The organism is Protofrankia coriariae (assembly GCF_001017755.1).
In the GTDB taxonomy this organism is placed as follows: domain Bacteria; phylum Actinomycetota; class Actinomycetes; order Frankiales; family Frankiaceae; genus Protofrankia; species Protofrankia coriariae.
Window position 1 is genome coordinate 203,553 of sequence record NZ_JWIO01000002.1, and the last position, 15,053, is coordinate 218,605.

Annotated in this window: 9 protein-coding genes; 5 read left to right on the forward strand and 4 right to left on the reverse strand. The window is 70.0% G+C overall.

Going from position 1 to position 15,053, the window contains the following annotated elements; translation table 11 throughout:
• Positions 1–7 precede the first annotated feature (7 nt).
• A complete protein-coding gene (locus tag FrCorBMG51_RS01955) occupies positions 8–1,414 on the reverse strand; it encodes an amylo-alpha-1,6-glucosidase (RefSeq protein ID WP_047221402.1) in 1,407 nt (468 codons plus the stop codon).
• A 392-nt stretch (positions 1,415–1,806) separates the two neighbouring features.
• Here FrCorBMG51_RS01955 and FrCorBMG51_RS01960 point away from each other — a divergent pair, with 392 nt between their 5' ends.
• Complete coding sequence (locus tag FrCorBMG51_RS01960; protein ID WP_086055194.1) at positions 1,807–3,084, forward strand: RNA polymerase sigma factor; 1,278 nt, start codon at positions 1,807–1,809, stop codon at positions 3,082–3,084.
• Between the two features lie 134 nt (positions 3,085–3,218).
• Here the strand turns inward: FrCorBMG51_RS01960 and FrCorBMG51_RS01965 are convergent, their stop codons facing one another.
• Positions 3,219–5,249 carry an acetoacetate--CoA ligase gene (locus tag FrCorBMG51_RS01965; protein ID WP_083730905.1) on the reverse strand — a complete coding sequence of 677 codons (2,031 nt, stop codon included), beginning with the start codon at positions 5,247–5,249 and terminating at the stop codon, positions 3,219–3,221.
• 757 nt (positions 5,250–6,006) lie between these two features.
• On the opposite strand from FrCorBMG51_RS01965, the gene FrCorBMG51_RS01970 reads away from it, so the two are divergent.
• Both FrCorBMG51_RS01970 and FrCorBMG51_RS01975 read left to right on the forward strand, forming a co-directional pair.
• A complete protein-coding gene (locus FrCorBMG51_RS01970) occupies positions 6,007–9,225 on the forward strand; it encodes a SpoIIE family protein phosphatase (RefSeq protein WP_052914218.1) in 3,219 nt (1,072 codons plus the stop codon).
• 75 nt (positions 9,226–9,300) lie between these two features.
• Positions 9,301–10,125: an ABC transporter ATP-binding protein gene (locus FrCorBMG51_RS01975; protein WP_047221403.1), complete on the forward strand. Its 825-nt coding sequence runs from the start codon at positions 9,301–9,303 to the stop codon at positions 10,123–10,125.
• Positions 10,126–10,228: 103 nt separating this feature from the next.
• Here FrCorBMG51_RS01975 and FrCorBMG51_RS01980 read toward each other — a convergent pair whose 3' ends face one another.
• Positions 10,229–10,690 carry a hypothetical protein gene (locus FrCorBMG51_RS01980; RefSeq protein WP_047221404.1) on the reverse strand — a complete coding sequence of 154 codons (462 nt, stop codon included), beginning with the start codon at positions 10,688–10,690 and terminating at the stop codon, positions 10,229–10,231.
• Positions 10,691–11,120: 430 nt separating this feature from the next.
• On the opposite strand from FrCorBMG51_RS01980, the gene FrCorBMG51_RS01985 reads away from it, so the two are divergent.
• Complete coding sequence (locus FrCorBMG51_RS01985; protein ID WP_013874753.1) at positions 11,121–11,462, forward strand: histone-like nucleoid-structuring protein Lsr2; 342 nt, start codon at positions 11,121–11,123, stop codon at positions 11,460–11,462.
• Between the two features lie 258 nt (positions 11,463–11,720).
• On the opposite strand, the gene FrCorBMG51_RS01990 is transcribed toward FrCorBMG51_RS01985, so the two are convergent.
• On the reverse strand, positions 11,721–13,361 hold the full coding sequence (locus FrCorBMG51_RS01990) for an aminopeptidase P family protein (protein WP_476742081.1): 1,641 nt from the start codon (positions 13,359–13,361) through the stop codon (positions 11,721–11,723).
• Positions 13,362–13,415: 54 nt separating this feature from the next.
• Between FrCorBMG51_RS01990 and FrCorBMG51_RS01995 the strand changes: the two genes are divergently transcribed.
• On the forward strand, positions 13,416–14,546 hold the full coding sequence (locus FrCorBMG51_RS01995; RefSeq protein WP_047221406.1) for a CaiB/BaiF CoA transferase family protein: 1,131 nt from the start codon (positions 13,416–13,418) through the stop codon (positions 14,544–14,546).
• The last annotated feature ends 507 nt before the right edge of the window (positions 14,547–15,053 follow it).

Consider the following 15,053-nt stretch of genomic DNA (forward strand, 5'->3'; position numbering starts at 1 on the left):
CGGCCGGTCAGCCGCCGCGCCGGGTCAGGTGCTCTCCGTCGTCCGCGCCCGTGCGGGCGGACGGCAGGTGGTGAGCGGCTTTCCGGCCGTCGAGCAGGTCCAGGAGCAGGGCCGCCGTCCACGAGAAGTGGTTGCTGCCCACCCCGGTGCCGTCGAACGGCGAGTAGTACTCGTACAGGCCCTCGGATCCCGCGATCATCGAGATCGTGCCGGCGCGCAGCCGTTCGGCGAGGTCGCCGCGGCCGGCGCGGTCGAGCCCGTCGGCGAGCAGCCAGTTCATGTTCACCCAGACCGGGCCCTGCCAGTAGCAGCGGGGCTGGAAGTCGGGATCGTCGGTGGGGGTGCTGGCGATGCCGTGGGCCGGCCAGAACCGCCGCGCGGTCATCCGGCTGACAAGGTCCTCGACGCTGTCAGGGGGCACGACACCGGCATACAGGGCGAGGAAGCCGGCGACCGTGGGTCTGCTGATCAGCCGGCCGGAACGCGCGTCCCGGCTCCAGTACATGCCGTCGGCGAACAGGGTGGGCAACGCTGCCCTGGTCCGGCGGGCCGAGCGCAGCAGCTGGTTGGGCAGCTGTTCGCCGATGTCGGCGGCGATGTCGCGCAGGTGGTCGTTCGCGCGGGCGAGAATCGCGTTGAAGGCGACGTCCTGTACCAGCGGGACGCGGGAGGCGCGGATCCGGCTGAAGTCGTAACGGGCGTCGCGTAGCTCCCCGACCAGGTGGTAGAGGGTGAACAGGTCGGTGGCGGACAGCCGCTGGTCGGACGGGACCTCCTTGTTGTCCCGCCGCAGGGCGTCGAGCGCGCCGTCCCCGTTGAGCCGGCGGATGAGCTTCAGGGGGATGGGGGCTGCCCTGCGAGTGAGCTCCATCCAGGCGGGGGTGTTGTCCATCCCCGACTCCCACGAGTGGACCAGGGTGACCAGCCCGGTGTCGTCGGGGTCACGTTCGCGGTACAGCCAGCAGTGGTAGCGCAGCAGACCCGGGTAGATCGCCCGGTAGAACTCGCGGCGCCGGGCCGGGTCGAACACCTCGCCGACGCGGACGACGGCCTCAGCGATCATCGGCGGCTGGGTGACGCCGGTCGTCTGCACATGCTCCGGGCCGCCGTCGACGAGATCGGAGCGCCACCGGTCGGGCCCGGCGTGGTAGCTGCCGGAGCCGGAGAAGATGACGTGCGGAATCATCCCGTTGGGCCACTGGCCGTGCAGCAGCGAGAGGATTTCCCGGCTGGCCCGTTCGGGGTCGATGTGCCGTAGCCCGATGGCGATGAAGCAACTGTCCCACAACCACTGGTGCGGGTAGAGCGTCGGAGACGGTCGGGTCGCCCCACCCAGATCGTTGTCCCGCAGTACCTCGATCGCGGACGTTCGGAGTTCGGTGAGCACCTCGGACGGCAGAGCCGACGATGACATCGTGTGAGGGTACCGGGGCCGGTGGCGGGCAGCGCCGGAAGCTCGTGACACTCTCGTGATCTCACGTACTCTCGGTGACGATTGTTACGGTCCGTCCGCATTATTGTGGCTGTGTTGACGGAAAGTTGGGACTAGTCTCGTTCTCGACGGCGCGGACGTGGAGAACTGAAGAGATAATTAGTTATTCGTGACACACCGGCTGATCCGCGGAGTAGTCTTCGCGACAGCGGGTGCGGCGTCCCGAGGGTGAGGGTCTACACTGCTTCGTAGACCCGGCGATCGCTTACGTCCGGTTGTGTCTGAACGCGGAATGGGAGAGACGCCCCCAGGCGTTGCCCATACGTGCAAGCACCAAGACCCGCCACCCGCACCGACCTTCGGATCTGCTACTGATGACGCTGCCTGCCCTCGAACTTCATGAGCGCTCCGATGAGCCGCGTACGCGTGCCGTGAGCACGCGACGGACTCGTCGGTCATCCACTCCTGCCCGCACGGCGCCCAGCCGCAGCTTGGCCGCCGTGCCCGATGATACCGACGAACTCGACGTGACTCAGGTCGCCGAGCTCGTCGCGCGTGGACGTGAGTCCGGCGAACTCAGCCGTGCCGAGCTCCGTGAGGCACTGGAGACCGCCGATCTCGGTCTTGAACTGCTGCCTGTCCTGGTCGCCCGGCTGACCACACTCGGGGTCGAGGTTCTCGACGAGGAAGAAGAGGAGGCGCCGGGCGGGGCTGCGGCCACGCGCGCGACGTCCGAGCACGCCGGAACCGCCGACCTTGTCCGCATGTACCTGCGTGAGATCGGCAAGGTGCCGCTGCTCAACGCCGCGCAGGAGGTCGAGCTGTCGAAGCGGGTCGAGGCCGGGCTGTTCGCCGAGTACAAGCTGGACACCGATTCCGACCTGGCCCCGGAGCTGCGTCGCGACCTGCAGACCCTGGTCCGGGACGGGCACGCCGCCAAGCAGCAGTTGGTCTCGGCGAACCTGCGCCTGGTCGTCTCGGTCGCCAAGAAGTACAGCGGCCGGGGCATGACCCTGCTCGACCTGGTCCAGGAGGGCAACCTCGGCCTGATCCGCGCGGTCGAGAAGTTCGACTACGCCAAGGGCTACAAGTTCTCGACCTATGCCACCTGGTGGATCAGGCAGGCCATCGGCCGGGCCCTGGCCGACCAGGCCAGGACCATCCGGATCCCGGTGCACGTGGTCGAGCAGATCAACAAGATCACTCGGCTGCAGCGGCAGCTCGTCTCCACGCTCGGCCGGGAACCGACCGACGAGGAGCTGGCGCTCGAGCTCGACATGCCGATCGAGCAGGTCGTCGAACTGCGGCGGTACGCGCAGGACACGGTCAGCCTGGAGACCGCCGTCGGCGACGACGGCGACTCCGTCCTCGGTGACTTCATCGAGGACGCCGACGCCACCTCGCCCGCGGACGCCGCCTCCTACGGCGCCATGCAGGACGAGATCGAAGGCGTGTTGAACTCGCTCACCCCGCGTGAGCGTGAGGTGATGCGGCTGCGGTTCGGTCTCGCCGACGGCAAGCAGCACACCCTCGCCGAGGTGGGCAACCGCCTGGGGCTGACCCGGGAGCGGATCCGCCAGATCGAGCGGGACACCCTGCGTGAGCTGCGCAAGCCGGCGGTCGCGGGCAGGCTGCGGGAGTTCCTCGACTAGTTTCCCCGCGGCTGGTTTCCCCGCGCACGACACACGATCCCCTGTCCGGGTGGTTGACCGGGCAGGGGATCGTCGCGTTGTACGGCCTGTTCGTACGAGACCGGCCTGTTCGTACGAGACCGGTATGGCGTGGGTCAGCCGGGCGCCGGCGGCATGAACGGCAGCAGCGCCTGGGGATTGGCGACGGCACCGAGGCTGATCGCCTGCTCCAGCGGCTCGCCCAGCAGCAGCCGTCTGACCGGCACCTCCAGTTTCTTGCCGTTCTGGGTGCGGGGAACCTCGACGATCTTCTCGATGCGGTCGGGCACGTGACGAGGGCTGAGCTCACGGCGGATCGCGGCGCGCAGCGTCTCGGTGAACACGCCGTCGAACACCACGTCGTCTGCCAGGCAGACGTAGAGGACGAGCTCACCACGCCGGTCGGCGGTCGAGGTGTCGATGACAATACTGTCGGTCACACCAGGGATGTTCTCCACCACCTGGTACAGCTCGGCGGTACCGATCCGGACCCCCGCGCGGTTCAGCGTGGCGTCGGACCGGCCGTGGATGGACACGGCCCCGCGGGAGGTGACGCGCGCCCAGTCCCCGTGCCGCCACACGTCCTCGTAGGTCGAGAAGTAGGCCGCCCGCAGCAGCGAGCCGTCGTCGTCCCCCCACAGGGCGACCGGCATGGACGGCATGGGAGCGGTGATCACCAGCTCGCCGACCTCGTCGACGACATCCTTGCCCTGTTCGTCGAAGGTGGTCACCGCGCAGCCGAGCCCACGCATGGGGATCTCCCCGGCGCGCACCGGCAGCGTCGGCAGGCCGAGCACGAACGCGGTGCACACCTCCGTCCCGCCGCTGATGGAGGACAGCATCAGGTCGCTGCCGACGGACTCGTACACCCAGGCGTACGTCCGCGTGGGCAGCGGCGCGCCGGTGGATCCCACGGTGCGCAGCGCCGAGAGGTCGGCGATCTCACGGGGAACCGTGCCGGAGCGTGCGCACTCGGCCAGGAAACCGGGGCTCGTCCCGAAACAGGTGACCCCGGTGGCCTCGGCCAGGCGCCAGAGAGCGCCGGGGTCGGGGAACTTCGGGCTTCCGTCGAAAAGCACCACGGTCGAGCCGGCGAGCAGGCCGGAGACGAGCAGGTTCCACATCATCCAGCCGGTGCTCGTCACCCACAGGAAGCGGTCGTCCGGCCCGAGGTCGAGGTGGAGTACCAGCGCCTTGAGATGTTCGAGCAGGATGCCGCCGTGACCGTGCACGATCGGTTTGGGTTTTCCGGTCGAACCGGAGGAGTACAGGATCCACAGCGGCGCGTCGAACGGGAGACGGTGGAAGGTCGGGACGGCGTCGTCACATCCGGCGAGCAGGTCCTCCCAGGCCAGGATGCCCGGCAGGCCGATGGTGCGGGCCCGTTCAAGGGCGTCCGTGGCCAGGTAGGCGACGATGACGGTGGCGCGCAGGCCGGGCAGCCGCTCGGCCACCTTGGCCAGGACTCCGAGCGTGTCGAACGACTGCCCGCCGTGGGTGTAGCCGTCGACGCCGATGAGCACGGTCGGGCGCACCTGGGCGAAACGGTCCGCAAGGCCGGTGGGCCCGAAGTCGGGGGAGCATGACGACCAGACCGCTCCGACAGCGGTGGTGGCGAGCATCGCCACCACCGCGTGAATACAGTTCGGCAGCACGGCGCAGACCCGGTCGCCCGGTCCCACCCCCAGCCGGCGCAGGCCCGCGGCGGCGGCCGCGACCTCGCGGCGCAGTTCGTCCCAGGACACCACGGCCGTGGTGGCGTCCTCGCGTACGGCGATCACCGCCGGCGCCGGCCCGTGGCGGGTCAGGGCGTTCTCGGCGTAGTTCACCTGGGCGGTCGGGAACCATCGGGCGCCCGGCATCCGCGCGTCGGCGAGCGCGGGCCCGTCCCCGCGTTCGCCCTCGACCGCGCAGAAGTCCCAGATCGAGTCCCAGAAGCCGTCGAGATCGTCCACCGACCACTGCCACAGGGCGGTGGCGTCGGTCAGCCGTCGGCCCCGTTCGGCGGCCAGCCACTCGAGGTAGGCGGTGACCCCGGCGGCGCGGACCCGCTGCGCGGACGGCGTCCACAGCAGTTGTCCCTCGATGCCGGTATCCGCTCCGGTGTCCGGGGCAGGTCCGTGTTCGTTGCCGTGTCCAGCAGCCACGGACCCAGACCCTAACGAATTCCTGGCCTGTTCAACGCGGCGTAACCGCGGAGATCGTGGACAGCTGACGGGTGCGGACGCGTACCGGGCACGGGAGGTAGGGCCCGGCGCTGTCCCGGGCGTTCGGCCCCGGGCGTTCGGCCCCGGGTGTTCGTCACAACGGAACGACAAAGGATGTCGACAGTGCGGTCGATGTTCCCTGGGAATCCGTTGGGCCCGATATGGACGGGTCGGGCCGGCTACTGTCAGGGCATGGGCGGGCGCTGCCCGGTCGGGCGATCCAGGGCCGACGGCGGTCGAGAGAAAACGGGCGGGACGCCGTCGGACATGCGCCGTCACACATGCGATGCGTGCCACCCCTGTCAGTCGATGGACAGCGCACGGCCTGCCCGGCCCGGCACGATCGGGCGCATGAGGTGTTTTCCAGGCCCAGGGTGTGTCCCGGGCCGTCGACCGACCAGCGACGTGCCGGCCCATGGTGGGACGTGACAGCGATCCGACACCCGGGGCGAGCAGCGGTCCAGTTCCCGGGACTGGTGAGGAACCGGTGTCCGAAAACATCAGAGGTAAGGTTTTGGGCACAACGCTGCCACACCGGCCACAATCTTCTCCCATGACGACGCCGTTCCTCGGGGAGCTTCCCGGACAGCCGCCGAGCGGACCGGCAGGTGACCGGGCTGGCTGGAGCGACGCTCACGGGGCTCGCAGGACGAACGGTGCCGGCCATGCGGGTGCGGAGAAAGCCAGGGGCGCCGGGGTGGCCGAGGACGACGAGGGCAGGAGCGAGGGTGGGAGCGCCGCCGGGGAGGAGCCCGCCGGGGCTGGTCCGGACGACCCGCCGAGGCCGCCCGCCGCGGTGGAGCCGACCATCACCCTGCTCGAGGCGCTGTTCGCCCAGGCGCCGGCCGGTTTCGCCTTCTACGACACCCAGGGACGCTACCTGCGGGTCAATGACGTCCTGGCCAGGCTGAACGGGCGGGCGCCCAGCGAGCACGTCGGCCGCACCATGCCGGAGCTGCTCGGCGACGTCGGCCACGAGATGGACCGCCTGTTGCGGCGGGTGCTCACCACCGGTGAGCCGGTGGCCAACTTCGAGGTCAGCGCCGCCACCACCGCCGCGGGGCCGCCGCGGATCTGGACGATGAGCTGGTTTCCGGCCACGGACGCCCATGGCGTGCCGCTGGGTGCGGCGCTCGTCGCCACCGACGTCACCAGGATCAGCGACGCCCGCCACCAGTTGGCCCGCGGTGAGGCTCGGTACCGGGCGCTCGCGCAGGCCGGGGACACGGACGTGTTCCATGCCGGTGCCCGCGGCGCCCTGGACGTGGACATGCCGCGCTGGCGGGCCGTCACCGGCCAGAGCTTCCCGGAGATCGCCGGGGCAGGCTGGCTTGGCGGGGTGCACGCCGAGGACCGTGACCGGGTCGCCGACGCCTGGCGCAAGGCTGTCGAGCAGCGCACCGTCTTCGACGCCGAGTTCCGTCTCGACGCCGCGGACGGGACGGAGCGGGTGCTCGTCATGCGGATCGTTCCTATTACTGAGGGTGATTATCCGCTTGAGTGGATCGGTGTCAGCCGTGACGTGACCGAGATCCGTGCCGCCGCGGCGGCACGCGACGCGCCGGCGGTCGACGGGCCCAACACGGCAGACACAATGGATGACACGACAGGCACAACAGCTGGCGCAGCCGAACAGGCCGAACAGATTCGCCTGGTCACGGCGGCATTGTCACGTGCTGTAAGCATCGACGAGGTCGCCGCCGTGGTGCTCGCCGCCGGCCGGCAGGTGCTGGGGGCGAACGGGCGGGGGATCGCGCTGGTCGACGAAGTCGACAACTGTCTGCGTTTTCGATCGCTGCTCGGTTATCCCGCGCTCCTCGCCCAGGCATGGTCGGGGATCAGCCTGGAGGCGTCCCACCCGGTCGCGGAGGCGGTCCGCGGCGCCTCGCCGCTGTTCCTCCTCGACCGGGAGGAACTGACCGCGCGGTGGCCCGCGCCCGAGCAGGCCGCGATCCTGGCCGAGGCCGACGAGCACGCCTGGGCGATCCTGCCGCTGGCGACCGTCGACGCGCCGTTCGGCGTCCTGCTGTTCGGCTTCCGGGCCCGGCAGGCGTTCTCCGCGGCCGACCGCGCGTATCTGACCGCGCTCGCCGACCAGTGCGCCCGGGCGCTGGAACGCGCGACGCTGTTCGAGCGCGTCCTGGCCGAGGCCCGTTCCAGCCGCCGGGCGGAGGAGACCGCCCGCACCGCCGCGGCCGCGGCCCGGGAGGCCGGCCGTCGCCTTGAGCTGCTCGCCCGGGCGACCGGGGCGGTCGGCAGCGCGCTGGAGCCCGAGCGGGCCCTGCGGGCGCTCACCGACGTCGTCGTGGGCGAGCTGGCCGACTCGTGCGCGGTCTACCTGGTCGAGTCCGGACCGGACAGGCAGGACCTACCAGTCAGGACGGACGGGCCGGACGGCCTGGGAGGAGCGCCCGCCGCCGGCCCGGCCGGGGCGCCGGTCCTGCGGCGGGCGGTCGTGTCGGTGCGCCCCGGTCTGACCCAGCTGCTGATGCCCCGGGCCCGCACGGGCCGGTGGCCGCGGGACAGCCCGGTCCATCTCGCCGCGCTCACCGGGCGTGGGCACATCGCTCCGTTGGCCGGCGCGCCCTGGCTGTCGTCCACCGACATGGCGCGCTGGATGGAGCATGTCGGCGCGCACACCCTCGCCGCCGTGCCGTTGATCCTGCGCGGCCAGGTGGCCGGTGTGGTCAGCCTGATGGCCGCCGGCGACCGGCCGCCGTACACCCAGGCCGACGTGGCCTTTCTCGAGGAGCTCGCGGCCCGCGCGGCGGTCGCGGTCGAGCACGCGGAGCTCTACCGGCGCAGCCGGGACACCGCGCTGACCCTGCAGCGCAGCCTGCTCCCACCGACCGTGGTCGAGCCGGAGGGGCTGGAGATCGCCGCCCGCTACGTGCCCGGGGTCGAGGACACCGAGGTCGGCGGGGACTGGTTCGACGTGATCGACCTCGGCGCGGGCCGGGTCGGTCTGGTCATCGGCGACGTCATGGGCCGCGGGGTCCGCGCCGCGGCGATCATGGGCCAGCTACGGACCGCGGTGCGGACCTGCGCGCGCCTGGAGCTCTCCCCGTACGAGGTGCTGACCCTGCTCGACGGCGTGGTCAGCGAGATCGACGAAGGCCAGATCGCCACCTGCATCTACGGCGTCATCGAGCCGCACACGGGCCTGCTGACGCTGGCGAACGCGGGGCATCCGCCGCCGCTGGTGGTGGCCCCCGACGGCCTGGTGTCGCGGCTGTACATGGAGGTCGGCACCCCGCTCGGCCTCGGCCGCGGTGACGTCAAGGAGTACACCGTCCGCCTGCAGCGGGGGGCGTTGCTGGTCCTGTTCACCGACGGGCTGGTGGAAAGCCGGGAACGCGACATCGACGCCGGTGTCTCGGACCTGGCCGCCGTGCTCGCCCGGCAGGACGGCTCCCTGGGCAGACGGGCCGACCAGGCCCTGGAGGCCCTCGGCCGGGATGTCGGCCATGACGACGACGTGGCCCTGCTGCTGGTGGGGCTGCCCGACACCGACGCGGGCGGGGCGACCCGCTACGCCGACATCACGGTCCCCGACGGGCCGGCCGGCCTAGGCGCGGCCCGGGGACGGGCCTGCGACCTGCTGACGACGTGGTCGGTGGACGCCGACACCGCCGACTCCGTCGTCCTGCTGATGTCGGAGCTGGTCACCAACGCGCTGGTGCACGGTCGGTCCCCGCTGTCCGTGCGGCTGCGCCGGACCGGGTCCCGGGTGATCGTGGAGGTGTCCGACCGCGACCCGCGGCTGCCCCGGCGCCGGCACGCCGATTTCGACGACGAGGGCGGCCGCGGCCTCGAACTGGTCTCGCTCATCGCATCCCGCTGGGGGACCAGATCGGTCGGTGACGGCAAGGTCGTGTGGGCGGAGATAGCTGCGCCACCGCTTGAGACGGGCTGAGAAGTCGGTCACCTCCCGACGGACACACCATCCCGGCCGACTCCGCGCCGGGACGGGTCGCGTAACGTGAGGCCCGTGACAGACGTGGTGTTGCGCCTGGACTCGGTAACTGTTGTACGGGATGGCGCGACGCTCCTTTCCGACATCCACTGGACCGTTGCCGACGGTGAACGCTGGGTCATTCTCGGGCCGAACGGCGCCGGGAAGACAACCCTGCTCCAGGTTGCGGCGAGTCGGGTTTTCCCGACTCGAGGAACGGTCGACCTGCTCGGCGGTCGGCTTGGCGAGGTCGACGTGTTCGACCTGCGCAGCCGGGTGGGCCTGGCGAGTTCGGCGGTGGCGGACCTCCTGCCGGCCACCGAACGCGTCCTCGACGTGGTCATGACGGCCGCGTGGGCGGTGCTCGGGCGGGCCACCGAGAAATACACCGATGACGACCGCTGGCGGGCCCTTGAGCTGCTCGCCCAGGTCGGGTGCGGGAATCTCGCCGAACGGCGGTACGGCACCCTGTCCGAAGGCGAGCGCAAACGCGTCCAGATCGCGCGTGCGCTGATGACCGACCCCGAACTGCTGCTGATGGACGAACCGGCCGCCGGGCTCGATCTGGGGGCCCGTGAGGCCCTGCTGGTGCGGCTGACCAGGCTGGTCGCGGATCCGCTGTCGCCGGTGACCATCATGGTCAGTCACCACGTGGAGGAAATCCCACCGGGTGTGACCCACGCGCTGCTCCTGCGCGCCGGCCGGGTAGTCGCGGCCGGGCCTGTCGAGACGGTCCTGACCGGTCCGACGCTGTCGGCGTGCTTCGGCATTCCCCTTGAGGTCGGTGCCGGTGCCGGCCGGTTCTCCGCGCGGCTGATGCCCGTCTTCCAGCATTCGGGGCGTACCGCGCCGTCTGTCTGAGCCGTCTGTCTGAGCCGCCCGTCTGAGCCGTCCGCTGGGCGGTTTCCACGGGTGGCTGTCTCCAGTGGCTGTTTCCAGCGGATGCGGCCGCGTTCTGACGGGTCTAGCGGGTGCGGTCGAGCAGCGCCCACAGCCACCCCGGCCCCGCTGTGGTCGCGCCCACAGCGTGGACACGGCCACGAAGCGCGCGATCCGCGGTGATGACGACAACGGCCCCACGTTGCCGCCTGACGGCCTCGACAGCGGCCTCGACGACCGTGTCGTCGCCCGCTCCGGGGGCGTGGACGACAACGAGCCTGGCGGCCCGGTTCCCCGGGTCGCCGCCGCCGGGCCGCCCGCTCGCGGCGACCCCGGCCCGGGCCGCCCCTTCGAGTACCAGGACCACCTCGGTGGGCAGGTCCTCCCTGCCCGCGGCCCGCGGCGTGGAGGCCTCGAAGCCGGTCTGGCACAGCGCGGACAGGTGTTCGTGCAGGCGTAAGGCGGCCCCCGCGCGATCGCGCCACCATCCGTCCGGGCGGGCCCCTATCACATTTGCCGCATCGACGATCCATGTCCGCTCATCCACCGTGGCTCCCTGGGCTACTACCGGACCAGCTCTACTACCAGACCGTGAATCGGATGAGCGCGGCTGCGGCCCATACGTGGTGTATCGCATTCGCAGGTGTGGGATCCTTGATGCCGTTGCGTGGCGCTCACCGCCGCTGGTCAGACCGTGACGTCCTTGTCTGCGCCGACCACCGGCGTTTCGGATCGGAAGTCGTGATTCGGCGACAACTCATGATCAAAATTTATCCTGACGGTGGCCTCCAGCGCTTTGGCTAGACGTGACTCACGTCTACCTGAGGGGTGTTGTGTGGTGTCGATGACGCTGCGGACGGCATGTCGCAGGCGATGGCGGTCGCGCGTGTCCGAACCAGCCGTTACAGTTCTTCCTGATGACGTGGTAATACTAGTCTCGAAGAGTTCCGCGGTTCGCTGACCTGAAGGAGAGAAGCATGGCGCAGAAGACCATCGTGTCGTTGATTGACGATCTCGATGGACACGAGGCTGATGAGACTGTTCGGTTCGGGCTGGACGGCGCTTCGTACGAGATCGATCTGTCCGAGAAGAACGCCACCAAGCTGCGCGAGTCGTTGGCTCCGTTCGTTGGGGCGGCGCGTCGCTCGGGCGGCCGGGCAACTGCCGCCCGCCGTGGGCAGCGTGGCGCTTCTCGTCGTACCGGCGGCACTGACCGTACCGCCGACATTCGTGAGTGGGCGCGAGCCAACGGTTACACGGTCAGTGACCGTGGTCGTATCGCCTCCAACATCGTCGAGGCGTACGACAAGGCTCACTGAGCGGCTCTCGGTCGCATTCGTCCAGTTGCTCGAATCCCACGCGGTCACAACTGTTTTCGCGTGGTCGCGGGCCTGCGGGGTCGGTTGCGACCGAGCGCTGGACCATGACGCGGGGGGTCAGTCGTACGGCGATGCCGGCGCGGAGCGGCCGGGCCTCTGGTTGGTGCCACTTATGGCCAATTTGGGGCATGTGGCAGTGCTGTTTTCTGGGCGACAGGTTGTCGGGCCCGCAACCTGTCGCCCAGGTCATGTCCGGGCTCAGGCGCCGCGCTGCTGGGCCATCCAGTTTTCCACCTCACCCCGGACGCGGGGAAGCGCGGCCGACAGGTTGCGGTGGCCCTCGGTGGTGACGAGAATGTCATCCTCAATCCGCACCCCGATCCCGCGCAGCTCCGGCGGCACCGTAATGTCGTTGGGCTGGAAGTACAGACCCGGCTCAGCCGTGAGCACCATCCCGGCCGTGAGTGGGCCGTCGCGGTAAGCTTCGTCGCGGGCGTGGGCGCAGTCGTGGACGTCGAGACCCAACATGTGTGACGTGGAGTGCAGGGTATACCTGCGATGCAGGCCCGCGTTCGGCGCTTCGGGGTCTTCCGCGAGGGACTCCTCGACGCTGACCGGGAGCAGCCCCCAGTCGTGCAGCGCCTCGGCTATCACCCGCATTGCCGCCCGGTGCGGATCGAGGAACTGTGCGCCCGGTCGCACCGCTTCGATTCCGGCCTGCTGGGCCGCGAGGACCACGTCGTACACCTGACGCTGCACGTCGCTGAAATGTCCGTCCACGGGAAGCGTGCGTGTGATGTCGGCGGTGTAAAGCGAGCGGGACTCCACACCCATGTCGAGCAACGCGAGGTCGCCGGGCCGTACCGGCCCGTCGTCACGGACCCAGTGCAGGGTGGTGGCGTGGTGGCCGCAGGCGACGATGGAGCCGTACCCGACATCGTTGCCGTCGACCCGGGCACGGCGCCAGAACGTGCCCTCCAGCCACCGTTCGCCGTTGGGCAGCGTCATCGCGTGGTCCATCTCACGCACACATTCGGAAAAGCCCAGGACGGTGGCGGCGATCGCCTGCTCCAGCAGGGCGGTTTCGTGCTCGTCCTTGACCAGTCGCAGCTCGGAAAGGGCCTGGGCCAGCTCCGTGTCCCGGTCGGTCCCAGCGGGGGTGGACCCTCCCCGGCCGGTGGGCGTGTACCGCAGGACCGCGCGGTCCACCTGCTCGTCCTGGCTGCGTATCACCCGGGTCGTTGCTGGTGACAGCCGGGCCAGCGCGTCGGCGAGTTCGTCGAGCGGACGGCAGGTGATCTCGAGAGCGGCCGACGTCTCCCGCACCCCCGCGCGTGGTCCCACCCACAGTTCGCCGTAGCGCCGGTCAGTGTAGAAGGCCGCTGTGGAACGGTCCGAGCGGTCGGCGACATACAGGACGGCGTCGTGGTCGCCACCGGGGTTCGGATGCAGAATCACCACGGCGTCCGGCTCGTGACAACCGGTCAGCCAGAAGAAATCACTGCCCGGCCGGAACGGGTAATCGGTGTCATTCGCCCGTACCTTGAACCCGCCACTGGGCACCACCAGCGTCTCGGCCGGGAATCGTGAGCTCAGCAGCGCGCGTCGCTTGGCCGCGTACTGTGCCACATCGTCACAGGCCGGTGCCATCTCGGCGGTGGGCGCCCAGCCGGTGGCCATGAATCGGCGGAAGGCGGATGGTGGCTGCTGGTCGTGGCTGGCCTGTCCCGTCGGCGAAGCGGGCCCGCTGACGGAACCGGTGCTGGAACCGGTGTCGGAACCAGCGCTGGATGACGTGACAGCCGGCTGTTCGGATCCGCCGGTGGGCTGTTCGGATCCGCCGGTAAGCTGCTCGGATCTGTCGGTAGAAGGCGGGGAAGCACTCGGGCGCGTACTCATGGTTCCAACGGTAGGCTGCGGCGGTCCGTGGCGGGTAGCGTCCCAGGAGTGCCTATGTCACCGGGTCCCATGGATGGTCTTCTTGTCGTCGATCTCACCCGGGTATTGGCCGGGCCGTTGTCCACGCTGATGCTCGCCGATCTCGGAGCGAGGGTCATCAAGGTGGAACGTCCCGGTCACGGGGATGACTCCCGCTCCTACGGTCCGTTCATGGACGGCCGGTCACTCTACTTCGCCCGGGTGAACCGCGGCAAACAGTCGATCGCGCTCGATCTGAAGGATCCGGACGACCACGCGACGTTACTTTCCATCATCGACCGTGCCGATGTGCTGGTGGAGAACTTCCGGCCCGGTGTGATGGACCGGCTCGGTCTCGACTGGGACACGTTGTCGCAACGTAATCCCCGACTGGTTTACGTGAGCATCTCCGGCTTCGGGCGGACCGGCCCGTGGCGAAACCGGCCGGCCTACGACGCGGTCGTACAGGCGGCCACCGGGATTATGTCGATCACCGGGTCACCGGACAGCGACCCGGTGAAGCCCGGCGTCCCGATCGCGGACCTTGCGGCCGGTCTGTATGCTTTCGGCGCGATCGGGGCCGCATTGTACGGGCGGCTGTCCACCGGCCGCGGTACCCATATCGACATAGGCATGTTCGACGCCACACTGTCGTTGCTCGAAGGCGCGGCCCTGTCCTATCTGGCGACCGGCGACACGCCGCCGCGCATCGGCAACGCACATTACTCGATCGCGCCGTTCGACACGTTCGCCTGCGCGGACCGCAGCATTGTGATCTGTGCCGCGAACGACAGCCTCTTCGCCGGGCTGTGCCGTGCGTTGGACCGTCCGGATCTCGGCGCGGATCCGCGGTTCGTCACCAACAGTGCCCGGCTCGCGGCCCGGGACGCGTTCAAACAGGAAGCGGAGCGGACTCTTCGTGCCCGACCGGCTGCGTATTGGCTGAAAGTGCTGGGTACGGCGGGCATACCCTGTGGCCTCATCAACAACGTGGCGGAGGCGGTCTCCTCTGAACAGGCTGTTTTTCGCGACATGGTGGTCGACGCCGGGGGCCTTCCGCTGCCCGGGAATCCGGTGAAGATGGCGGACTGGCCGCAGACCTCCCAGCGGCCGCCGGAACCAAGGCTCGACGCGGACGGCCCCGCGATCCGGGCCGAGTTCGGTTGACCCGGCGATGCGCCGGTGACGACCGTGGAAGTCGTGGGCGCGACAGCACGAACTGGGAACATTCCGGCGGCCACCGGACGTCGACAGGGATGGCGAGCGGTGGGGTGGACGAGGGGACGTGGTCATGACGTGGCCTCCGGACGGGCCCGGACGAGCTGGGCGGCCTGGGCGGCCCGAGAACCGGTGGCCCCCCGGCGGGGCCCCCGGCTGGCAGCAGCCCCCACAACCAGGGCAGCGCCAGCCGCCACCACAGCCCGGCTGGCAGCAGCCGCCACCGCGGCCGCCACAACCACCGTTTCAGCCGCCGTTCCAACCAGCACAGCCACCGCCCGGGCCGTTACCGTCCCGATGGTCCACCGGACGCCGCCTGGTCACCGGTGTGGCGGCGCTGGTGTCCGTCCTCGTGCTGGCCGTCTCCGGCGGGGGTTGGCTGGCCCTGCGGTACTACGACAACAAGGTCACCCATGTTTCGCTGACCTTCCCCGACACCGGCCGGCGGCCGGACGG